23 protein-coding genes and 1 pseudogene are annotated in these 19,620 nt (G+C 40.5%); 20 read left to right on the top strand and 4 right to left on the bottom strand.

Annotated features, from left to right (window positions below; translation table 11 throughout):
• Positions 1 to 551 precede the first annotated feature (551 nt).
• The 17 genes and pseudogenes from ACE3JL_RS11560 (at position 552) to ACE3JL_RS11480 (ending at position 11,035) form a co-directional block, all read left to right on the top strand.
• Positions 552 to 1,133: a DUF3782 domain-containing protein gene (locus ACE3JL_RS11560; protein WP_375329524.1), complete on the top strand. Its 582-nt coding sequence runs from the start codon at positions 552 to 554 to the stop codon at positions 1,131 to 1,133.
• A 245-nt stretch (positions 1,134 to 1,378) separates the two neighbouring features.
• Positions 1,379 to 1,981: a DUF3782 domain-containing protein gene (locus tag ACE3JL_RS11555; protein WP_375329523.1), complete on the top strand. Its 603-nt coding sequence runs from the start codon at positions 1,379 to 1,381 to the stop codon at positions 1,979 to 1,981.
• A gap of 246 nt (positions 1,982 to 2,227) precedes the next feature.
• Positions 2,228 to 2,872, top strand: a complete 645-nt coding sequence (locus tag ACE3JL_RS11550; protein ID WP_375329522.1) for a DUF3782 domain-containing protein — start codon at positions 2,228 to 2,230, stop codon at positions 2,870 to 2,872.
• The gene (locus ACE3JL_RS11545; protein WP_375329668.1) at positions 2,841 to 3,485 is read left to right on the top strand and encodes a hypothetical protein; all 645 of its coding nucleotides are present in this window, start codon (positions 2,841 to 2,843) and stop codon (positions 3,483 to 3,485) included. The genes ACE3JL_RS11550 and ACE3JL_RS11545 overlap by 32 nt, the downstream gene beginning before the upstream one ends.
• Positions 3,486 to 3,502: 17 nt before the next feature.
• Positions 3,503 to 4,876 (top strand): NB-ARC domain-containing protein, encoded by a 1,374-nt coding sequence (locus ACE3JL_RS11540; protein WP_185240167.1) that lies wholly within the window; start codon positions 3,503 to 3,505, stop codon positions 4,874 to 4,876.
• Positions 4,857 to 6,377 (top strand): tetratricopeptide repeat protein, encoded by a 1,521-nt coding sequence (locus ACE3JL_RS11535; RefSeq protein WP_375329521.1) that lies wholly within the window; start codon positions 4,857 to 4,859, stop codon positions 6,375 to 6,377. Before ACE3JL_RS11540 ends, ACE3JL_RS11535 begins: the two co-directional genes overlap by 20 nt.
• A 111-nt stretch (positions 6,378 to 6,488) precedes the next feature.
• Positions 6,489 to 7,445 (top strand): tetratricopeptide repeat protein, encoded by a 957-nt coding sequence (locus ACE3JL_RS11530; protein ID WP_375329520.1) that lies wholly within the window; start codon positions 6,489 to 6,491, stop codon positions 7,443 to 7,445.
• Between the two features lie 228 nt (positions 7,446 to 7,673).
• Positions 7,674 to 7,925, top strand: a complete 252-nt coding sequence (locus ACE3JL_RS11525) for a hypothetical protein (RefSeq protein ID WP_260441947.1) — start codon at positions 7,674 to 7,676, stop codon at positions 7,923 to 7,925.
• Positions 7,891 to 8,148, top strand: coding sequence for a hypothetical protein (locus ACE3JL_RS11520; RefSeq protein ID WP_072928049.1), 258 nt, complete (start codon positions 7,891 to 7,893; stop codon positions 8,146 to 8,148). The genes ACE3JL_RS11525 and ACE3JL_RS11520 overlap by 35 nt, the downstream gene beginning before the upstream one ends.
• Position 8,149: 1 nt before the next feature.
• Positions 8,150 to 8,590 carry an HNH endonuclease gene (locus ACE3JL_RS11515; RefSeq protein ID WP_185240163.1) on the top strand — a complete coding sequence of 147 codons (441 nt, stop codon included), beginning with the start codon at positions 8,150 to 8,152 and terminating at the stop codon, positions 8,588 to 8,590.
• Positions 8,591 to 8,743: 153 nt separating this feature from the next.
• A pseudogene (locus ACE3JL_RS11510) lies at positions 8,744 to 8,827 on the top strand (tetratricopeptide repeat-containing protein); the annotation flags it as partial.
• Positions 8,828 to 8,899: 72 nt separating this feature from the next.
• The gene (locus tag ACE3JL_RS11505; RefSeq protein ID WP_002736659.1) at positions 8,900 to 9,121 is read left to right on the top strand and encodes a hypothetical protein; all 222 of its coding nucleotides are present in this window, start codon (positions 8,900 to 8,902) and stop codon (positions 9,119 to 9,121) included.
• Positions 9,099 to 9,356 carry a hypothetical protein gene (locus tag ACE3JL_RS11500; RefSeq protein WP_002737575.1) on the top strand — a complete coding sequence of 86 codons (258 nt, stop codon included), beginning with the start codon at positions 9,099 to 9,101 and terminating at the stop codon, positions 9,354 to 9,356. The genes ACE3JL_RS11505 and ACE3JL_RS11500 overlap by 23 nt, the downstream gene beginning before the upstream one ends.
• Before the next feature lie 16 nt (positions 9,357 to 9,372).
• Entirely contained in the window at positions 9,373 to 9,684 is a 312-nt protein-coding gene (locus tag ACE3JL_RS11495) for a tetratricopeptide repeat protein (protein WP_375329519.1), read from the top strand.
• Between the two features lie 93 nt (positions 9,685 to 9,777).
• Complete coding sequence (locus ACE3JL_RS11490; protein ID WP_002735297.1) at positions 9,778 to 10,020, top strand: hypothetical protein; 243 nt, start codon at positions 9,778 to 9,780, stop codon at positions 10,018 to 10,020.
• Between the two features lie 2 nt (positions 10,021 to 10,022).
• Positions 10,023 to 10,430 (top strand): type II toxin-antitoxin system VapC family toxin, encoded by a 408-nt coding sequence (locus ACE3JL_RS11485; RefSeq protein ID WP_008197333.1) that lies wholly within the window; start codon positions 10,023 to 10,025, stop codon positions 10,428 to 10,430.
• Positions 10,431 to 10,720: 290 nt separating this feature from the next.
• Positions 10,721 to 11,035 (top strand): nucleotidyltransferase domain-containing protein, encoded by a 315-nt coding sequence (locus tag ACE3JL_RS11480; protein ID WP_024971013.1) that lies wholly within the window; start codon positions 10,721 to 10,723, stop codon positions 11,033 to 11,035.
• Between the two features lie 180 nt (positions 11,036 to 11,215).
• Here ACE3JL_RS11480 and ACE3JL_RS11475 read toward each other — a convergent pair whose 3' ends face one another.
• Entirely contained in the window at positions 11,216 to 11,749 is a 534-nt protein-coding gene (locus tag ACE3JL_RS11475; protein ID WP_375329518.1) for a DUF2062 domain-containing protein, read from the bottom strand.
• Between the two features lie 53 nt (positions 11,750 to 11,802).
• Between ACE3JL_RS11475 and mnmE the strand changes: the two genes are divergently transcribed.
• Positions 11,803 to 13,176, top strand: a complete 1,374-nt coding sequence (gene mnmE, locus ACE3JL_RS11470; protein ID WP_375329517.1) for a tRNA uridine-5-carboxymethylaminomethyl(34) synthesis GTPase MnmE — start codon at positions 11,803 to 11,805, stop codon at positions 13,174 to 13,176.
• 84 nt (positions 13,177 to 13,260) lie between these two features.
• Here mnmE and ACE3JL_RS11465 read toward each other — a convergent pair whose 3' ends face one another.
• On the bottom strand, positions 13,261 to 13,578 hold the full coding sequence (locus ACE3JL_RS11465; protein ID WP_079209767.1) for a DUF4164 family protein: 318 nt from the start codon (positions 13,576 to 13,578) through the stop codon (positions 13,261 to 13,263).
• Between the two features lie 113 nt (positions 13,579 to 13,691).
• Positions 13,692 to 14,000, bottom strand: coding sequence for a polyhydroxyalkanoate biosynthesis repressor PhaR (locus ACE3JL_RS11460; protein WP_375329516.1), 309 nt, complete (start codon positions 13,998 to 14,000; stop codon positions 13,692 to 13,694).
• A gap of 380 nt (positions 14,001 to 14,380) precedes the next feature.
• Here ACE3JL_RS11460 and alr point away from each other — a divergent pair, with 380 nt between their 5' ends.
• Positions 14,381 to 15,577: an alanine racemase gene (gene alr / locus ACE3JL_RS11455; protein WP_375329515.1), complete on the top strand. Its 1,197-nt coding sequence runs from the start codon at positions 14,381 to 14,383 to the stop codon at positions 15,575 to 15,577.
• Between the two features lie 213 nt (positions 15,578 to 15,790).
• Complete coding sequence (locus ACE3JL_RS11450; protein ID WP_271989708.1) at positions 15,791 to 17,095, top strand: cytochrome P450; 1,305 nt, start codon at positions 15,791 to 15,793, stop codon at positions 17,093 to 17,095.
• Positions 17,096 to 17,348: 253 nt separating this feature from the next.
• Here the strand turns inward: ACE3JL_RS11450 and ACE3JL_RS11445 are convergent, their stop codons facing one another.
• Positions 17,349 to 19,340, bottom strand: coding sequence for an ABC1 kinase family protein (locus ACE3JL_RS11445; RefSeq protein WP_375329514.1), 1,992 nt, complete (start codon positions 19,338 to 19,340; stop codon positions 17,349 to 17,351).
• Positions 19,341 to 19,620: the final 280 nt, after the last annotated feature.

The following is a 19,620-nucleotide window of genomic DNA, read 5'->3' as shown; positions in this document are numbered from 1 at the left end:
TAGGCTACCTAGAAAGATTTACCGAAGGCTCAAACCTTTAAAATTTCCTGTAAGAAACCTAATAAAGTAGCACACTTGACACGACCTAAAACAACCTAATAGGGATCAAGTGTTTGAGTCCAACACTCCGACTAGAGAGATAATCTATCGAAGGAGTTTACACCATTCCAGCTTCTAACTTACATAAGGCGTACAGTTCCATTGTAACTGTTCAGGGCGGGGATGTCAAGCCGCCAGTGGCATTGACTCCGTGGAAGGACTCTCTTGGGGTAGCAGAGAGAGCCACGGATACTACTCTCTCACAGTAGCGGCTCTTTTCTCCGTCTTTTTAGATTACTAGATTTTGTCCCCTCCTGAACGGTTATACTAAATCCAGTTATTAAAAACTGATTATTTATTCTCCGTTTTGCATGAGTGCATGAGTAGAAAACGGGTTTCTCGGAGAAACCCGTTTTCTGTGCGTTACTCAACGGATTTAGTATTACTTCAAGGGAGAAAAAGCGATCGGGCTATAATAGAGAAAATTTCATTTTAACTTGAGAAAATTCATTATGACAGCTACTATTGAAGACATTCGGGAAATACTAAAGGAATTGGCCCAATCCCAACAAGAGTTATCCCAATCCCAACAAGAGTTATCCCAAGCTCAACAAGAGTTATCCCAAGCTCAAAAAGAAACAGATAAACAAATTAACAGAGTTAGTCAGCAGATTGGGGAGTTGGGCAATCGTTTAGGAGAGTTTGTCGAGTGGCAAGTACGTCCTGCGGTGGTGCGTCTGTTTCAGGAGCGGGGTATTGATGTCCATGAGTTTCACCCTGACATTTCGGTAAAACGGGATAATGAGGGTTTAGAAATTGATCTATTAGTAGTAAATGATACCGATGCCATTTTAGTGGAAGTCAAAAGTAAGTTAACTCAAAGAGATGTGGACGAGCATTTACAACGTTTGGCCAAGTTTAAGCGGTTAATGCCTCGTTTTCGAGATGTAAAAGCTTTGGGAGCAGTTGCAGCGATGATTGTTCCCAATGAGGTGGCGAGTTACGCTTGTCGTCAGGGTTTATTTGTGTTGGTGCAGTCAGGGGAAAATGTAATAATTTTAAATGATGCGGAGTTTACGCCCCAGGTTTGGTAGGTTTAGCTTTTTCTCGAAATCTTATAGGTTCTGTGCGATTAGTTTAACTTACATTATGGTTGATCTTTGTGTACTTTGTGTCTTTGTGGTTCGTTCCACTCCCTCCCTAGGAGGAATGTATCTTAGAATAAATTTTACCCACCAAATCCAAGAGAGCCGATTCCATTCCTGCCAATAATCAACGCTAAAATTATACTAAATCCCTTGAGTATCGGCTACATCACTTTAACTTGAGAAAATTCATTATGACAGCTACTATTGAAGACATTTGGGAAATACTAAAGGAATTGGCCCAATCCCAACAAGAGTTATCCCAATCCCAACAAGAGTTATCCCAATCCCAACAAGAGTTATCCCAAGCTCAAAAAGAAACGGATCAACAAATCAAGGAAACAGATAAGCAAATTAACAGGGTTAGTCAGCAGATTGGGGAGTTGGGCAATCGTTTAGGAGAGTTTGTCGAGTGGCAAGTACGTCCTGCGGTGGTGCGTCTTTTTCAAGAGCGGGGCATTGATGTGCATGAGTTTCACCCCGGTATTTCGGTAAAACGGGATAATGAGGGTTTAGAAATTGATCTATTAGTAGTAAATGATACGGATGCCATTTTAGTGGAAGTCAAAAGTAAGTTAACTCAAAGAGATGTGGATGAGCATTTACAACGTTTGGCCAAGTTTAAGCGGTTAATGCCTCGTTTTCGAGATGTAAAAGCTTTGGGAGCAGTTGCAGCGATGATTGTTCCCAATGAGGTGGCGAGTTACGCTTGTCGTCAGGGTTTATTTGTGTTGGTGCAGTCAGGGGAAAATGTAATAATTTTAAATGATGCGGAGTTTACGCCCCAGGTTTGGTAGGTTTAGCTTTTTCTCGAAATCTTATAGGTTCTGTGCGATTAGTTTAACTTACATTATGGTTGATCTTTGTGTACTTTGTGTCTTTGTGGTTCGTTCCACTCCCTCCCTAGGAGGAATGTATCTTAGAATAAATTTTACCCACCAAATCCAAGAGAGCCGATTCCATTCCTGCCAATAATCAACGCTAAAATTATACTAAATCCCTTGAGTATCGGCTACATCACTTTAACTTGAGAGAAATTCATTATGACAGCTACTATTGAAGACATTTGGGAAATACTAAAGGAATTGGCCCAATCCCAACAAGAGTTATCCCAATCCCAACAAGAGTTATCCCAATCCCAACAAGAGTTATCCCAATCCCAACAAGAGTTATCCCAATCCCAACAAGAGTTATCCCAAGCTCAAAAAGAAACGGATCAACAAATCAAGGAAACAGATAAGCAAATTAACAGAGTTAGTCAGCAGATTGGGGAGTTGGGCAATCGTTTAGGAGAGTTTGTCGAGTGGCAAGTACGTCCTGCGGTGGTGCGTCTATTTCAGGAGCGGGGTATTGATGTGCATGAGTTTCACCCCGGTATTTCGGTAAAACGGGATAATGAGGGTTTAGAAATTGATCTATTAGTAGTGAATGATACCGATGCCATTTTAGTGGAGGTCAAAAGTAAGTTAACTCAAAGGGATGTGGACGAGCATTTACAACGTTTGGCCAAGTTTAAGCGGTTAATGCCTCGTTTTCGAGATGTAAAAGCTTTGGGAGCAGTTGCAGCGATGATTGTTCCCAATGAGGTGGCGAGTTACGCTTGTCGTCAGGGTTTATTTGTGTTGGTGCAGTCAGGGGAAAATGTAATAATTTTAAATGATGCGGAGTTTACGCCCCAAGTTTGGTAGGTTTAGCTTTCGTTCCACCCCTTCGCTAGGAGAAATTTATCTTAGAATACATTTTACCCACCAAATCCAAGAGAGCCATGAGAGTGGAGAGATTGAAAATTTAGAGATTTTATTTTTCTCCAAACGTTTAGAGTCTCAAACCCAATTTGAATTACTATTAGAGGAAAATTTAAAAATGACTGAGCCATTAACAGCAGGTTTACTGATCACCTTAGCAGTACAAGAGTTTGTGAAGTCTGGGACGGGGGATTTAGCGAAACGGTTTACGGCTGAAGCTTTGGCTAAGATTCCCATTTTATGGGAAAAAATCAAAACTCGCTTAACAGGAAAATCTCCTAAAGTTGATGAAGCATTGGCTAAGGTTGAGAGGGGTGATAGTACAGCCGTTGAAACCTTGACTAAAAATTTGGATGTGATTTTAGATGAAGATCCTGCTTTTGCGAAAGAGTTAAAAGTTTTAGCGCAGACAATCCAAGCGGGTAAAATTCAGGATAACAGTAGTATGATTCAAAATATCTCTGATAATGCTAAAGGTTGGCAGACAAAAGTTGAGGGGGGAACTGCCTATATTGGAGAGATTCACATTAACCAAGGTCAACAACCTAAAACTTAAATCGAGGCTTATTGTCAATGACTGACCTAATTTCTGAACTTTGCCAATTGACGGCGGAAATCCTGCAAGATAATCCCCAAGCGGATCTCGCTCGATTGGTAGCGTTGGTCAAAACCAACATTGATGCTAATTCACAATTAACTGAGGCAATTCAAGATGATCGTCGGTTAGTTCAGATTAACAAAGGAGATGCAAAGGGGTTTCAAACCTTGGTAACGGGGGGAATTGCCAATATTGGGATTCACTTAAATGATGTTAATCGGGAGACTTTACAAGAGGTTTTGCGAGAAGCTTTAGAGGATTTATTGAAGTCATTGCAACCTGTAGGTATTCCTGAGAATATTCCCCGTAGTGGTGTGACTAAGTTTGTGGGTCGGGAAGATGAACTTCTTACCCTACATAACCAGTTACAGCAAAATAAGGTGGTGGCGATTTCTGCGATCGCAGGGATGGGAGGTGTCGGGAAGACAGAACTGGCGATTCAGTATGCTGATTTGCATCAAGAAGATTATCAGGGTGGCTTATGTTGGGTGTTTGCAAGAGATGTCAATATTGGTATTCAAATTGTTAGTTTTGCTCAGGCAAAAATCGAGCTTAAAATTCCTGATTGGATAGATAAAATTGAGGATCAGGTTTCTTTTTGCTGGCGTAATTGGCGATCAGGAAATGTGTTGATTATTTTGGATGATGTGGTCAATTATCCTATGATTGAACCCTACCTACCGCCGAAAGATTCACGTTTTAAGGTCTTGATGACTACGCGGTTAAAGTTTGGTTCTCCAATTCAAACAATCCCTTTAGAAGTTTTGAGTTTGGAAAATGCGTTAGAGTTATTAGAATCTATTATTGGCAAGGAACGCATCGGTAAAGAGCCAGAAATCGCGGAAACACTTTGTCGCTGGTTAGAGTTTTTGCCGTTAGGATTAGAGTTAGTGGGGCGTTATTTGAATGCAGTTCCAGATTTATCTCTATCTACTTTATTATTTCGTTTACAGGAAAAAGCGAAAAAACGTCAAACTCTCAAACATAAGGCTCTAGAAATTGAGGAAGAAACTCGAACTTCTACGGCTAAGTTAGGGGTGGAATCTGCTTTTAATTTGAGTTGGGATTTGTTGGACGAGTTGAGTCAACATTTGGGCAAGTTATTAAGTTTGTTTGCTAATGCACCGATTCCTTGGGAGTTAGCAGAACGAGTTGAGCAAAAATATTATTTAATGTATCCTGAAAAGGGCGAGTTTGATCTTGATGAATTAGAATTGGCTAGGGCAAAACTGCTCCGTTTTCATCTCTGCCAAAATATTGATCTACAGACTTATCGTTTACATTCTTTAATTCGAGAATTTTTTAGAGGCAAATTAGAAGGAGAAGAAGATGTCACAAACATTAGTTAAAGTTAAGCAAGAAACTGACGCTGATCAACTGAAACGAGCTTTTGTTAAGGTAACGGCAGAAGTTGCCCAAGAAATTAAACAAGACTTAACATTAGAAGATCTTGCAAGATTTAAACCGTTAATTGAACACCTCAAAATTACAACAGAGGATTTAAATCAATGGCTAGAAGATGAAGATTTATTTTGGCCTTTTAATGGTTTAAGTAAATTTTATAGAGAACAAGGACTCTATAAAGAGGCAATTCCCTATCTTGAACAGTGTTTAACTATCACTGAACAGCGTTTAGGCAATGAACATCCCACCGTTACCAGTGCTCTTAATAATTTGGGTTCCCTTTATGAATCTCAAGGGAAATATTCAGAAGCGGAACCTCTTTTGGTGCGATCGCTTTCGATTAGGGAGAAGCAACTGGGAACTGACCATCTTGATGTTGCTAACACTCTCAACAGTCTGGCATTAGTTTACGAATCTCAAGGTAAATACAGCGAAGCCGAACCCCTTTATTTGCGCGCACTCTCGATTCAAGAGAAGCAACTGGGAACTGACGATCCTTACGTTGCTGAAACTCTCAATAACTTGGCAGCACTTTATTATTTCCAAGGTAAATACAACGAAGCCGAACCCTTTTATTTATGCGCGATCTCGATTCAGGAGAAGCAACTGGAAGCTGATCATCCCAGACTTGCCATCAGTCTCAATGGTCTAGCAAGCCTTTATAAATCCCAAGGTAAGTACAACGAGGCTGAACCTCTCTTGGTGCGATCGCTTTCGATTAGGGAGAAGCAACTGGGAGTTGACCATCCTTACGTTGCCAATGCTCTTAATAATCTCGGATCACTTTACAAATCCCAAGAGAAATACAGTGAGGCCGAACCCCTCTTACAACAATCGCTCTCGCTCTTAGAACAGAAATTAGGAGCCGATCATCCTAATGTTGCCACTATTCTCAGCAATTTAGCGGGACTTTATGAATTACAAGGGAAATACAACGAAGCCGAACCTCTACTTTTGAGATGCCTTGAAATTGATAAAAAAGCTTTAGGGGAAGAGCATCCTTATTTTGCTTCTAGTCTCAACATTCTGGCATCACTTTATAATTTTCAAGGGAAATACGAAGAAGCCAAACCTCTCTATCTGCGATCTCTTGCTATCTGGGAAAAACAATTAGGAGAAAATCATCCCCACGTTGCCACTAATCTCAACAATCTGGCAGCACTTTATGTATTTCAAGGGAAATATGAAGAAGCGGAGCCTCTCTATCTGCGATCACTGACTATCAGGGAAAAACAATTAGGAGAGAATCATCCTGACGTTGCTCAAAGTCTCAATAATTTAGCAAAACTTTACCAAGCACAAGGACGATACAACGAAGCTGAACCTTTCTACCAAAGAGCCTTAGCGATTTTGATGGCAACAGTAGGCGAAAATCATCCCAATACTCAAAAAGTTCTAGATGGTTTGAAGACACTAAAAGAACAAAGAGCAGCAGATAATGAATAATGAATCTCCTAATTAACTGACAAAAATAAGGTGATAATGATGCAACAGACTTTAGTTAAAGTTAAGCAAGAAACCGAGGCAGACCAACTAAAACGAGCCTTTGTTAAGATAATGATTGAAATTTCTCAAATCATTCCTGAAACACCAACTTTAGAAAATATTGCTATTTTTGAACCTTCTATTGAACACATCAAGGTTGCCACCGATAACTTAATCGAATGGCTGGATGATGAGGATTTAATTTGGCCTTTTGTTGGTTTGGGTCGCTTTTATAAAGGTCAAGGACTCTATCGTGAAGCAAGTCCCTATTTTGAGCAATGTCCTAACCAAATAGAACAACGAATAGGCAATGCACATTCTACCTTAGCCACTGCGCTTAATAATCTGGCAGTACTTTACAGTGACCAAGAGAAATACAAAGAAGCAGAACTCCTTTATCAGCGATCACTAGCTATTAGTGAAAATCAATTAGGATCAGAGCATCCTTCTGTTGCTATTAGCCTCAACAATTTAGCTGAACTTTACTATAGCCAAGAGAAACACGAAGAAGCAGAATCTCTTTATATAAGATCTCTTATAATTTTGGAAAAACAATTAGGAGAAAATCATCCCCACGTTGCCACTAATCTCAACAATCTGGCAGCACTTTATGTATTTCAAGGGAAATACGAAGAAGCGGAACCTCTTTATCAGCGATCTCTATCCATCAAAGAGAATTTATTAGGGATAAATCATCCTGACATTGCAATAAGCCTCAACAATATCGCTGCATTTTATTATGCCCAAGGGAAATATGAAGAGGCGGAACCTCTCTATCAGCGATCTCTATCTATCAGAGAGAATTTATTAGGAGTAAATCATCCTGACATTGCAATAAGCCTCAACAATCTGGCAGAACTTTATCGTAGTCAAGGAAGATACGAAGAAGCAGAACCTCTTTATCGAAAAGCAATTACTATCACTAATCAAACTTTCGATACAAACCATACCAATACGCAAATAGCTATTACAAATTACTTCTCAATGCTTTCCCAAATTTCTGACAAAAAACTACAGCCAGAATCCTAACACACTACTTTAGCCGAAATAATCCATTATGTTATAATACAAAAACATTACAGAGCCATGCAGTAAATAATGAATATTAAAAGACAACAACGACTCGTAAAAATTTACAAATGATGCGACAACAGCAATCATAGTATTCATTCATTCAATCATTCCAATCATAGTTTAGACTTATAATGTAATAAACCATAACAAAAAGCAGATAATTTAACTATGCAAATTAAAGACATGAACTCCGAAGAATTAAAAGCGTTAATTGAAAACACAATTGACGAAACCTTAGAATCTTACTTTGGTGATCCCGATGAAGGAAAAACCCTTAAAGAAGAAGTGAAACAACGCCTATTAGCAATAAAACAAAGACGCGAAGCAGGAAAGAAAGGAATGACCTCCGCCGAGGTTTATCAACGTTTAGGATTAAAACAAACTCAATTCAAACAACATCATGAATACAACAACTCAAACCATCAAAGTCTATAACGAAATTATTGAACTAATCGCAAGGGGAACCACCCCCCAATCGGTGATTAACTTTCATCTTTCCGATACCGCTCAAAATCGGCTAGAAGACCTAATTTATAACGCTAAAAATAATGAACTTACCCAAGAGGAAAAACAGGAACTCGATGCTTATTTAATGCTAGAACATATTATGACCCTAGCAAAAGCAAAAGCTCACCAATATCTCAATGGAGCTAACTAAAATGGCTCGACCTTACATTAATTTAGAATTGCGAAAATTAGTTGCTGAACGTGCCGATTTTCTCTGTGAATATTGCTTAATTTCTGCTTCTGATAGGGTATCTGGCTGTCAGGTGGATCATATCATTAGTTTTAAACATGGGGGAGCAACTTCGGCTGATAATTTGTGCTACGCCTGTATTTTTTGCAATTTACAAAAAGGTACAGATTTAGGCTCAATTAATTGGGAAACTGGAGAACTTGTCCGTTTTTTTAACCCGCGTCGAGACTTGTGGAAAGAACATTTTCAACTTAAAGAAGCTTTTATCCAACCCATTACTGATATTGGTAACGTGACAGCTAGAATTTTAGATTTCAATAACAAAGAACGCTTACAAGAGCGACAATTATTAATAGAAATTGCTAAATATCCACCTGTTTCTGCAAAACAAAGACTTCTTTAAATTTATTTCATAACCTCTCTCTCCACAAGCATTAGAATTGAAAAAACGACTCTTAGAAGACAATCATCCTGATGTGACACTTTCCCTCAACAATTTGGTGCATTTGTACTATTTTTAGGCAGGTACACAGAAGCAGAACCCCTCTATTTACAATCATTAGCAATTGCCGAGCAAGGTTTAGGGGAGAATCATCCTAATACTGTTAGGATTCGGGAAAACTTAGAGTCGCTCCCGTAGGATGGGTTATTAACCCATCCGATAATACAACAATATAAAATAATACAATCACCTTCAATCAACCAAACAATCATGACTACACTCAAAGATATTGAATCCGCAATTCTCCAGTTGCCTGACGAAGAAATCCATCAATTATCAGCTTGGTTACAAGACTATCTTGATGATAGTTGGGACAAACAGATAAAAAACGATCTCGAATCAGGGAAACTCGATCGACTATTACAAAAAGTCAACAATGATATCAGTAACAATCAAGTTAAGCCTTTAGATGAAATCCTTAACAACTCCTGATTTTTGGCAATGTTATGCCAACTTACCTCCCTACATTAAGCAACAGGCAAAAAAAGCCTATCGTCTCTGGATTAGTAATGTTTTCCATCGATCATTACATTTCAAGAAAGTAGGGAAAAATGTTTGGTCAGTCCGAATAACTGAGAATTATAGAGCTTTAGCATTGAAAAAAGGTGAAGATTATTACTGGTTTTGGATTGGTTCTCATGATGAGTATGAAGAGTTAATTAAATAGAAGGAGAAAATTAACCATGCCATATCCTAAAGAATTTCGCAATATTATCCACCAAGATTTTACTGAAGTTACCTCACAGGAATTTCTGGCAAATCAAAAAAAATACTGTCCAGAAATTTTTGAAGGCGATAACTATCCCAATGTCACTGAAAATCTTAATAATTTAGCAAAACTCTACCAATCTCAAGGAAGATACGAAGAAGCTGAACCACTCTTAATACAAGCTTTAGCAATTGCCGAGCAAGCTTTAGGGGAGAATCATCCTAATACTGTTAAGATTCGGGAAAACTTACAAACGCTGCGACAACAGCAACATCCATCGTCTTAACTGTGATTGATGGGATTATGGGATGGACTATAATTGAATTAATCACTGATAACTGATATAGGCTATAGTTGAAGAACTTACAAAGGTAAAATTATGACCATTAAAGAACAACTAATTCATGAAATTGAAACAGTATCCGATGAGGTAATAGAAGAAGTTTTTGACTTTTTATTGTTAGCCAAAATCAAACATCATCGATCGCAAGAACAATCTAAACCTTTCGCGCGATTTATCGAAGAACTCACTGCTGATATTCCTCAAGAAGTTTTAGATACCTTACCAACCGATAGTGCAGAGCAACATGATCATTACATCTACGGTACTCCTAAACATTAACCATGAAGCAAATTTTTGCCGACACCTTTTATTGGATCGCTTTACTCAACCCCAAAGATGACTGGCATCAAATCGCACTCAACTATGCTCATAATTGTATCAATGATCAACTAATAACAACGGATGGCATTATTGATGAGATACTGAACTATGCTTCATGTAGAGGAACTATTATGAGACAGAAAGCACTCTTAATGTGTACGCAAATGCTACGGGAAAAAACAATACAAGTTATTTCCTATACACCAGAATTACGTCAATTAGGTTTTGAATTATATAAACAACGGTCAGACAAAGGTTATAGTATTACAGACTGCATATCAATGATAATTATGCAACAAATGGATATTTTTGAAGTGCTTACCCATGACAAGCACTTTACCCAAGAAGGTTTTATTATTCTTTTTTAAAAAATAGAACTACTATAAAATGGAGTCAACGACTATTAGGAAAAATCACTCTACTATTGTTCAAATTCGGAAAAGTTTACAAATGATGCGACAACAGCAACATCCATCGTCTTAACTGTGATTTATGGGATTATGGGATGGACTATAATTGATCATTGATGAAGACTTGCTGAATACAACACAATCATAGTATTAATTCAATCAAATAACAGTTTAGACTTATTATGGGATTATGGGATGGATTATATTGTTAATATTGTTGTGCAGTACAAAAAAGGTCATAAAAAATCATGGAAAAACAACTATTACTCAATAAAATTAAACAAGCAGTACAAGCGATCGAACCTCAAGCGCAAATATTTCTTTATGGTTCACGGGCGCGGAATGATGCTCAACCAGACTCTGATTGGGATATATTAGTATTAGTTGATGGGATCACTAACCCTACTCGCACATCTCAAATCCGTCGTCAAATTTATGAAATCGAATGGGAAACAGAAGAAGTTATTTGTACCATTGTTCGCAGCAAAAATCAATGGGAACATCCCTTATTACAAACTACTCCTTTCTGGCAATCAGTTAACAAAGAAGCTATTATGCTATGAGTAAAAATTCCCCTCACGCTCAACTAATTAGGTATCGTTTAAATCGTGCAGAGGAAGCTTATCAAGATGCTTGTTCTCTTCCCAATCCTCTGCGCCAATTACTGGTATCAACCGTAGGTGCTTCTCATCCATGCCCCTTAGATTACCAGATTTCGTCCCCCCCTGAACGGTGACAATTTATCAGCGTTTTCTCCCTGTTTGTCGCCGGTGATACCGTTGATGAACTAGGCGATAGCTAACAAAATAGGTTATAGTAGCAAATACCGTCGCTGATAGTAAGCAACCAAAAAACAGGGTCAAAAGAAATTGGCCACCAGAACTAGCTAACTTTTCGGTGAAGCTTTGATTAGTTTGAAAAATATCACCCACATTCGATCGCCCGCTTTGACCAAGAATAAACTCTCCTAATCTATAATTAAACAGGAAAATCGGCAGATCGGTCACGGGATTGCTGATATAAGTACCGGCAGCAGCGGCAATTTTGTTGGCACGAAATAGGGTGGCTAAAAAGATAGCGATGATGATTTGAAGGCCCATCCACGGGAAAAATCCCGAAAAAACTCCCAAGGCAAAACCCCTGGCAATTTCCCTAGGATGTCCTTGTAATCGCATTAAGCGAATATACCAATAGCGCAAAAATCGCAGTAAGCGATTACTCGAATATTTGCGGCTTTTTCTCGCTTTTAATGACCGTGAGCGCATATTTTCGGGCATAAATGCTGACAAAATTGATACCGACTTCAATTTTAGCAAGGAGTGATGAAGAGATGTTAAACACAGGGGATACGATCGCCGCTATCGCTACGGCGATCGTTCCGGAACAGGGTAGTATCGGTATTGTCCGTTTATCCGGTAGTGAGGCAGTGGCGATCGCTCGTCGGCTTTTTTATACCCGCAATCGTCAAAAATGGCAAAGTCATCGTCTTCTCTACGGTTATATCCGGCACCCCCAAAGTCAGGCAATTATCGATGAAGCTTTGCTGTTGCTCATGTTAGCGCCCCGCTCTTTCACCCGCGAGGATGTGGTGGAATTTCACTGTCATGGCGGCATTATGCCCGTACAACAGGTGTTACAGTTATGTCTAGAAAATGGGGCGCGTTTGGCCCAAGCGGGGGAATTTAGCCTGCGTGCCTTTCTTAACGGCAGAATTGACCTAACTCAAGCCGAAAGCGTCGTCGATCTCGTTGGGGCGCGTTCTCCCCAAGCGGCACAATTTGCCCTCGCTGGTTTACAGGGGAAACTCGCTCAACCGATCCGCCATTTGCGCGCCACCTGTCTCGATATTTTGGCTGAAATTGAGGCCCGTATTGACTTTGAAGAGGATTTACCGCCCTTGGATCACGAGGCGGTTCTCCATAGCATAGAACAGGTTTTTTGTCAAGTAAATTTAATTTTAGCTACTGCCGAGCGCGGGGAATTGCTGCGTAGTGGCCTGAAAGTGGCGATCGTGGGACGGCCGAATGTGGGTAAATCCAGTTTGTTAAATGCTTGGAGTCGGAGCGATCGAGCGATTGTCACCGATTTACCTGGCACTACCCGCGATATCGTCGAATCTCAGCTAGTTGTGGCGGGAATCCCCGTACAAGTCCTCGATACGGCAGGAATTCGCTCGGCCAGCGATCGAGTTGAACAAATTGGGGTGGAACGTTCCCGTCAAACGGCCCGGTCTGCTGATTTAGTTCTCTTAACCGTCTCCGCAGAGTCAGGATGGACCGAGGAGGACGAGGAAATTTATCGCTCTGTCAGCGATCGCCGATTAATTTTAGTGATTAATAAAATTGATTTAGCTCATCCCGAAACGGTAATTTATCCAGCAGAAATTGAGCGAGTTGTCAAGCTTTCCGCCGCCCAAAATCAGGGTATTGAAGAGTTAGAAAAAACTATTATTAATGCTGTCCAAAATCAAGAAATACAGGCGGCTAATTTGGATTTGGCCATTAATCAACGACAGACGGCCGCTTTAACTAGGGCGAAAATTGCTTTGCAACAGGTCAAAAACACAATTGACCAAGATTTGCCTTTTGATTTTTGGTCGATCGATCTGCGTACTGCCATTCAAGCTTTAGGAGAAATTACCGGCGAAGAAGTGACTGAATCGGTACTTGATCGCATTTTTAGCCGCTTTTGTATTGGTAAATAAGCAATTAAAAAATCTGGTCAACCAGAAAGAAGTTTTTATCTTTTTGTGTTGGTTTAACTATAGTTTTGTTGAGAATTAGACAACTCAGATATTACTGGAAAAAAATACTTTCCAAGCGGCCGTAATAATGGCACTTCCCAAAAGGATAATCAATGTCCAGACCTGATTTTTTTGGGTTCCTTCCACTGATTTTAGCCGATTGTCGATGCCTTCGATTTTCTCGTCTAAAACTTTAATATCCCCTTTGATATCTGCTTGTCCTATCTCAAGTTTTGTTAAGCGATTATCTAATCGATCAAACCGTTCATCAATCTTATCGAATTTCTGGCTAACTTCCTTGATACTGTCTTTAATTTCTTTGAGGACGACATCAAGGGAATAAGTAACAGTTTCGTTAGACATTTGGTAAACTCCTATACTGCATCTGGCTTGGATATAATTTTATCTTAGTCTAGGCTTTAAGAAAATTTTCTTTCAGGAGCGGTTAACTGTAGTTGTGTTGAGGATTAGACAACTCAGATATTACTGGAAAAAAATACTTTCCATCCGGCCGTAATAATGGCACTCCCCAAAAGGATGATTAATGTCCAGACCTGATTTTTTTGGGTTCCTTCCACTGATATTAGCCGATTGTCGATGCCTTCGATTTTCTCGTCTAACACTTTAATATCCCCTTTGAGATCGGTTAATCCTATTTCTACTTTGGTTAACCGATCTTCTACCTTGTCAAATCTTTCGTTAACCCGCTTCTCAAGCGAGTCAATCTTCCCCTCAATCCTTGTTAGGACAGCTTCTAGGGAATAAGTAACAGTTTCGTTAGACATTTGGTAAACTCCTGTACTGCATCTGGTTGGATATAATAATTTTATCTTAGTCTAGGCTTTTTGGCATTCCTTACCCTATAGTTAACTTCACTTCTGTCCAACCACTGAGATAGTGTTAGGTGAAAACTTCGCCAGTTTCTTGTCACTCGATCGAATCTAAAACCTAATTGGTTAAGCTAAAAGCTTTTAGGTACTTAGTTTCTAGCCTTTATAACCCTAACTGCCAATTTTTTCGGGAACTTCCTAACATCCCATTCATCTTAAAACCCAGATTCCGCAGGGAAATAAGGAGGAAATCCAGAGGAGTTTCTGGCTTCTTTCCTAGCCCTCTCGGTTTTCTTTTGGTATAAATTGGGTAATGTGTGCAAAGGAGTGAGCGAGTGACGTTTAGCATCGAACCAAAAATCATCAATCCGCCCAAAAACCGTCATGATTATCAATTGTCGGAAGTAATTCGCTATCGTGCTTGGGTAGAGATTGATCGCTCGGCCTTACAACAAAACGTGCGAAAAGTCAAGGCCTTATTAGCCCCAAAAACGGAATTAATGGCGGTAATTAAAGCCGATGCTTACGGACACGGGGCAGTTAAGGTGGCTAACAGCGTTTTAGAAGCTGGAGCGCAGTCTTTAGCCATCGCAACTATCGGGGAAGGTATCGAACTACGGGAAGCGGGAATCGTTGCCCCAATTATGATTTTAGGGGCAGTCAATACCCCGGAAGAAGTGGCAGCCTTAGCCCATTGGCAATTGCAACCCACCCTGGTACAAATCGAACAGGTGCAGATTTTTGCCGCCGTTATGAGACGCTTAGAGCAGCGGCTGCCGGTTCATATCAAACTAGATACGGGAATGTCTCGCTTAGGTACACCATGGCACAACGGCACCAAATTCGTCGAACAGGTTTTAGAGGCTCCTAACCTGAAAATTGCCAGTATATACTCGCATTTTGCCACGGCTGACGATCCCAATCCCGAGATCATGCAGTTACAACGGCAAAGATTCCAACAAGCGATCGCCGAGTTAAGATCAAAAGGTTATCATCCCCCCTGTCTGCATTTAGCCAACTCTGCCGCTACCCTAAGCGATCGATCTCTGCACTACGATCGAGTTAGAGTGGGATTAGCTCTCTACGGTCTTTATCCTGCCGATCATCTCACCGATAAAGTTCCTTTACAACCGGTGCTGCAAGTAAAAGCACGCATTGCCCAAGTCAAAACCATTGCCGCCGGCTCGGGAGTGAGTTATGGTCATCAGTACATAGCGGCAAAAGACACCCGTATTGCTGTGGTCGGTATCGGTTACGCCGATGGAATTCCCCGCAATCTCTCCAATCGTTTAAAAGTATCCCTGAGAGGACGTTTAGTACCCCAAATCGGCGCGATAACCATGGATCAGTTAATGATTGATGTGAGCGAGATTCCAGAGGTAAAAACAGGGGAAATCGTCACACTTATCGGTAAAGACGGTCCACAGTGCATCACCGCCGACGATTGGGCGCGGGATTTAGGTACGATATCCTGGGAGATTCTCTGCGGTTTTAAGCATCGTTTGCCGCGAATTACTATTAGCAATGGCTAATTATGGCGGTGATCTTAAAAAATTTCAATTGGCGGCAATTCTTATTGTTAACTGACTGGTGATATCTGTAATTAATTTTGCCTAGATACTTGCCTTGGTCAAGTGCGATCGCTAATTGCTAGGCTAGATCAGGAGATGAATTCTCCGGTGCTTTAGGTTAGAATAAACAGGGTTAATCGACGGCAACTGATTAGTTTTACCCTAGAGGCAGCGATGACTATAAGCAAAGATATACCCTTACCCCCCGGCAGTTTCGGATTACCCCTATTAGGAGAAACAATCGCTTTTTTGACCGATCGAGATTTTGCCAGTAAACGTCATAATAAATATGGTCAACTTTTCCGTACTCACATTTTTGGCAGTCCCACGATTATTTTATCCGGTACCGAAGCTAACCGGTTTCTCCTCAGCAACGAGAATAAATACTTTGCGGCAACTTGGCCTAAAAGTACCAAAACTCTCCTCGGTAGCGCATCTTTAGCGGTGCAGACAGGAGATGTCCACGCTTCCCGTCGTCGTTTAATCTATCAAGCTTTTCAACCCCGGTCCCTAGCAAGTTATATCCCTACGGTAGAAACAATTACTGCTCACTATTTAGAGCGTTGGCAAACCGCAAAAACCCTGTCATGGTATCCTGAATTAAGAAACTATACTCTCGATATCGCCTGTAAATTATTTATCGGTCTTGACCAGGGTTCTGCTACCAAATTAGGAAAAGCTTTTGATACTTTTTCTGCGGGACTATTTACCCTTCCCCTTCCCCTTCCCTGGACAGGTTTCGGCAAAGCATTACGCTGTCGAGAGGAATTACTGCAAGCGATCAAAACTATTATTTTAGAAAGACAAAAAAATGATGACTTAGGACAGGATGCTCTGGCTATCCTTTTACAAGCTAAAGACGAAAACGGTGAAAGTTTATCCTTAGCGGAATTAAAGGATCAAGTGCTATTATTACTCTTTGCCGGTCATGAAACTTTAACCTCCGCTATCGCCACTTTCTGCCTACAAATGGCACTGCATCCCGATATTTTTCAGCTTGTATTGGAGGAAATAACTAATTTTGATCTATCTACTCCTTTAAGCGTTGATACCCTCAAACAGATGACCTATTTAGATCGCGTTTTAAAGGAAGTTTTACGTTTTACTCCCCCCGTGGGAGGAGGATTCCGTCGGGTAATAGAAGACTGTCAATTTAACGGTTATCATTTGCCGAAAGGATGGTTAGTGCAGTATCAAATCAGCAATACCCATAAAGATAATAATATTTATTCCCATCCTGAAACCTTTGATCCTGATCGCTTTTTAGCCGAGGAAAAACCCTACGGATATATCCCCTTTGGTGGGGGATTGCGCGAATGTATCGGCAAGGAATTCGCTCGTTTAGAGATGAAAATTCTAGCTGTCCGTTTAGTAGAAAAATACGATTGGCAATTACTCCCCAATCAAGATCTCACCCTCACTACTATCCCCACTCCCCATCCTCGCGACGGTTTACAAATAACCTTTAAACCCCGTTAACCAGTTAGGATAGAAAAACTTTTAAAAAAGTTTAGCGTTTTTCTCGGAGCCGTGAAATTTATTTCACGGCCTTTATTGTCGGAAATGCTCAAATTTTGAGCCGTCGGTGGAACTGATAGCAGCAATTCTCATTTTGAAACGATTTTGCGTTGTTTCAGCGATCTAGAGATTCGTTAAGAATTATTAACCCCTCTAGGTGCAAGGGTTTTAATGTCATGAAACCTTAAAATGAGAATTGCTGAACTGATAGAGGTTAATCGGCAGCGGGTAAAGCTTTCGATAATTCTCCATTTTGCCGATGATTTGGTGTATCAAATTCGAGAACTAGGTAACGAATTAAACGCGCTAGGGATTTTTGTAGCAAACCTTCAGCAATTTTTTGTCCCATCTGTTGGGTTTCCGGTTTAGCGATTAGTTTCGTCATCACTGGCACCATAGCCATGGCATCAAATCCTTTTGTTTCCTGTAAAATACTCAAGATGTTGCGAAGATGCTCAAAACTCTTAGCATCACTTAACAATTCTGGGGGAGTTTCTTGCACCGCTAAACCCACCTGTTGCCGGAAATTAACCGTCAGATTAAACCAAGTTCGACGACTGAAATTATCTAGCGCATTGACTAACTCATTAACTAATTTTTCGCGGATAAATACACCCCTATCCGAGAGAAGAAAATCTAACGCTTGTTCGGTGACTTTCTCGAAGTTAAAATCATTAGAATCTTTAGCATTCCGCAGGAGATTTTCTAAACGATTCCAGCGAAAAGTACCGTCTTTAAACAATAAATCCCGCAGGGAATCTCGCAACTCCGTGGAAGGATCGGTGAGCAGACGTTTAGCAATATAAGGATAGGCCTTACTCAGTACCTTAAAATTAGGATCGATGCCAATTGCTATTCCCTCTAAAGTCACCATTGAGCGAATAATTAGGGCATAATAGGCAGGAACTCGAAAGGGAAACTCATACATCATTGCCGACATTTTATCGGTGATACTTTTAAAGTTTAATTCTGCCACACTTGCCCCTAAGGCATTACCGAAAACTTCCGAAAAAGCGGGAACAATTGGCTCTAAATTGGTAGTTGGTGATAGGAAGTCTAGTTTAACATAATCCTTGGCCAAAGACTCAAAATCCCGGTTGACTAAATGCACCACCGCTTCGATTAAACCGTAGCGTTGATAGGGTTCAATATTGCTCATCATGCCGAAATCAAGATAAGCTAATTTACCATCGGGAGTCGCTAATAAATTACCCGGATGGGGATCCGCATGGAAAAATCCGTGTTCAAGTAATTGACGCAAAGAACACTGCACCCCCACATTAACTAAGTGGGTGGCATCAATACCCTGGGCCTGAATTTCTTTGATATTAGTTAATTTTGTGCCGTCCACCCACTCCATGGTTAAAACTCGTCGCCCAGTATATTTCCAGTAGATTTTGGGGACGTAAATTTCGTCAATATGACCGTAAAGTTGAGCAAATTTTTGGGCGTTTTGTCCCTCGTGCAGATAATTAATTTCTTCAAAAATACGACCAGCTAATTCGTCGGTAATTGCCACTAAATCGGAGCGAAGTCTTTTAACATTAATTTTCGCCCAACTCGCCAAACTACGCATGATATACACATCTAAAGTTATACAGCGAATCAAATCGGGACGCTGTACTTTAACGGCGACTCTCTCTCCGGTTTTTAATTTACCTTTATAAACTTGTCCTAAAGAAGCGGCCGCTATGGGATTGGGGGATAATTCTGCATAAATTTCTTCAGGAGAATAACCTAATTCTTCTTCGATAAAACGATAAGCAATTTCGTTAGGAAAAGAGGGAATTTGATCCTGGAGAGTGGTTAATTCTTCTAAATATAAAGGCGGTACTAAATCAGGCCGGGTAGAGAGAGCTTGACCGATTTTAATATAGGTCGGTCCCAATTTGGTCAACATTTCCCGCAATTGTACAGCCCGTCTAATTTCATTTTTTGGCGATTTTCCCCGCAGTTTATCCCACCAGATACCGATGACAAAAGATAAAACCGGTAGGGCAATTTCGATTAATCTCCCCACAACGTCTAGAGGTCGCCCACGGTAATAGTCGTTAATAACTTGGGGATTGTAGCGCCAACTCTCGGCTACGTTGTCATCCATGGGGCCGATATCTTCCCGATGCTCTTCGGGAATATGCACGGGCTGCACTTCAACAGTAATCGCTTCTTCGGGTTGCGTCTCTGGGGAGATCATCTGTTCGGACATAGTTCGGTGACAAGGCAGGGTGATTTGTAAACTATTGTAACAAGTATCGGCTTTCTGCCCGATCTTGTTTCTGTCTCCCCGAATGGTTAGGGACTTGCGTGGGAATAATATCCCAATCGATCGGAGGGCGCAAGCTTTGCGCCCCTACAGTAACAGATTTTGTCCACAATGTAGGGGCGAACTGCGTTCGCCCAAAAGGTACATTATCAAAGCGCAAGTCCCTTATCGGTGTTTTTGACGATTTCGAGGCTGATAACCTATAATGCTGTTCGTAATTTAA

The sequence above is a fragment of the Microcystis sp. BLCC-F210 genome (genome assembly GCF_042134685.1).
Lineage (GTDB): Bacteria > Cyanobacteriota > Cyanobacteriia > Cyanobacteriales > Microcystaceae > Microcystis > Microcystis aeruginosa_D.
Note: the sequence above shows the minus strand (reverse complement) of the source record. Positions and strands in the feature narration are given on the sequence as shown.

What these genes read in the sequence shown, in the direction of transcription:
- ACE3JL_RS11550 (WP_375329522.1), top strand. Translation starts at nt 2,228, where the DNA reads ATGACAGCTACTATTGAAGACATTTGGGAAATACTAAAGGAATTGGCC.
- ACE3JL_RS11535 (WP_375329521.1), top strand. Translation starts at nt 4,857, where the DNA reads ATGTCACAAACATTAGTTAAAGTTAAGCAAGAAACTGACGCTGATCAA.
- ACE3JL_RS11475 (WP_375329518.1), bottom strand. Translation starts at nt 11,749, where the DNA reads ATGCCCGAAAATATGCGCTCACGGTCATTAAAAGCGAGAAAAAGCCGC.
- ACE3JL_RS11450 (WP_271989708.1), top strand. Translation starts at nt 15,791, where the DNA reads ATGACTATAAGCAAAGATATACCCTTACCCCCCGGCAGTTTCGGATTA.
- ACE3JL_RS11520 (WP_072928049.1), top strand. Translation starts at nt 7,891, where the DNA reads ATGAATACAACAACTCAAACCATCAAAGTCTATAACGAAATTATTGAA.
- ACE3JL_RS11540 (WP_185240167.1), top strand. Translation starts at nt 3,503, where the DNA reads ATGACTGACCTAATTTCTGAACTTTGCCAATTGACGGCGGAAATCCTG.
- ACE3JL_RS11505 (WP_002736659.1), top strand. Translation starts at nt 8,900, where the DNA reads ATGACTACACTCAAAGATATTGAATCCGCAATTCTCCAGTTGCCTGAC.
- ACE3JL_RS11480 (WP_024971013.1), top strand. Translation starts at nt 10,721, where the DNA reads ATGGAAAAACAACTATTACTCAATAAAATTAAACAAGCAGTACAAGCG.
- ACE3JL_RS11500 (WP_002737575.1), top strand. Translation starts at nt 9,099, where the DNA reads ATGAAATCCTTAACAACTCCTGATTTTTGGCAATGTTATGCCAACTTA.
- ACE3JL_RS11515 (WP_185240163.1), top strand. Translation starts at nt 8,150, where the DNA reads ATGGCTCGACCTTACATTAATTTAGAATTGCGAAAATTAGTTGCTGAA.
- ACE3JL_RS11525 (WP_260441947.1), top strand. Translation starts at nt 7,674, where the DNA reads ATGAACTCCGAAGAATTAAAAGCGTTAATTGAAAACACAATTGACGAA.
- ACE3JL_RS11465 (WP_079209767.1), bottom strand. Translation starts at nt 13,578, where the DNA reads ATGTCTAACGAAACTGTTACTTATTCCCTTGATGTCGTCCTCAAAGAA.
- ACE3JL_RS11530 (WP_375329520.1), top strand. Translation starts at nt 6,489, where the DNA reads ATGATTGAAATTTCTCAAATCATTCCTGAAACACCAACTTTAGAAAAT.
- ACE3JL_RS11560 (WP_375329524.1), top strand. Translation starts at nt 552, where the DNA reads ATGACAGCTACTATTGAAGACATTCGGGAAATACTAAAGGAATTGGCC.
- ACE3JL_RS11485 (WP_008197333.1), top strand. Translation starts at nt 10,023, where the DNA reads ATGAAGCAAATTTTTGCCGACACCTTTTATTGGATCGCTTTACTCAAC.
- mnmE (WP_375329517.1), top strand. Translation starts at nt 11,803, where the DNA reads ATGTTAAACACAGGGGATACGATCGCCGCTATCGCTACGGCGATCGTT.
- ACE3JL_RS11545 (WP_375329668.1), top strand. Translation starts at nt 2,841, where the DNA reads ATGATGCGGAGTTTACGCCCCAAGTTTGGTAGGTTTAGCTTTCGTTCC.
- ACE3JL_RS11490 (WP_002735297.1), top strand. Translation starts at nt 9,778, where the DNA reads ATGACCATTAAAGAACAACTAATTCATGAAATTGAAACAGTATCCGAT.
- ACE3JL_RS11460 (WP_375329516.1), bottom strand. Translation starts at nt 14,000, where the DNA reads ATGTCTAACGAAACTGTTACTTATTCCCTAGAAGCTGTCCTAACAAGG.
- ACE3JL_RS11495 (WP_375329519.1), top strand. Translation starts at nt 9,373, where the DNA reads ATGCCATATCCTAAAGAATTTCGCAATATTATCCACCAAGATTTTACT.
- ACE3JL_RS11555 (WP_375329523.1), top strand. Translation starts at nt 1,379, where the DNA reads ATGACAGCTACTATTGAAGACATTTGGGAAATACTAAAGGAATTGGCC.
- ACE3JL_RS11445 (WP_375329514.1), bottom strand. Translation starts at nt 19,340, where the DNA reads ATGTCCGAACAGATGATCTCCCCAGAGACGCAACCCGAAGAAGCGATT.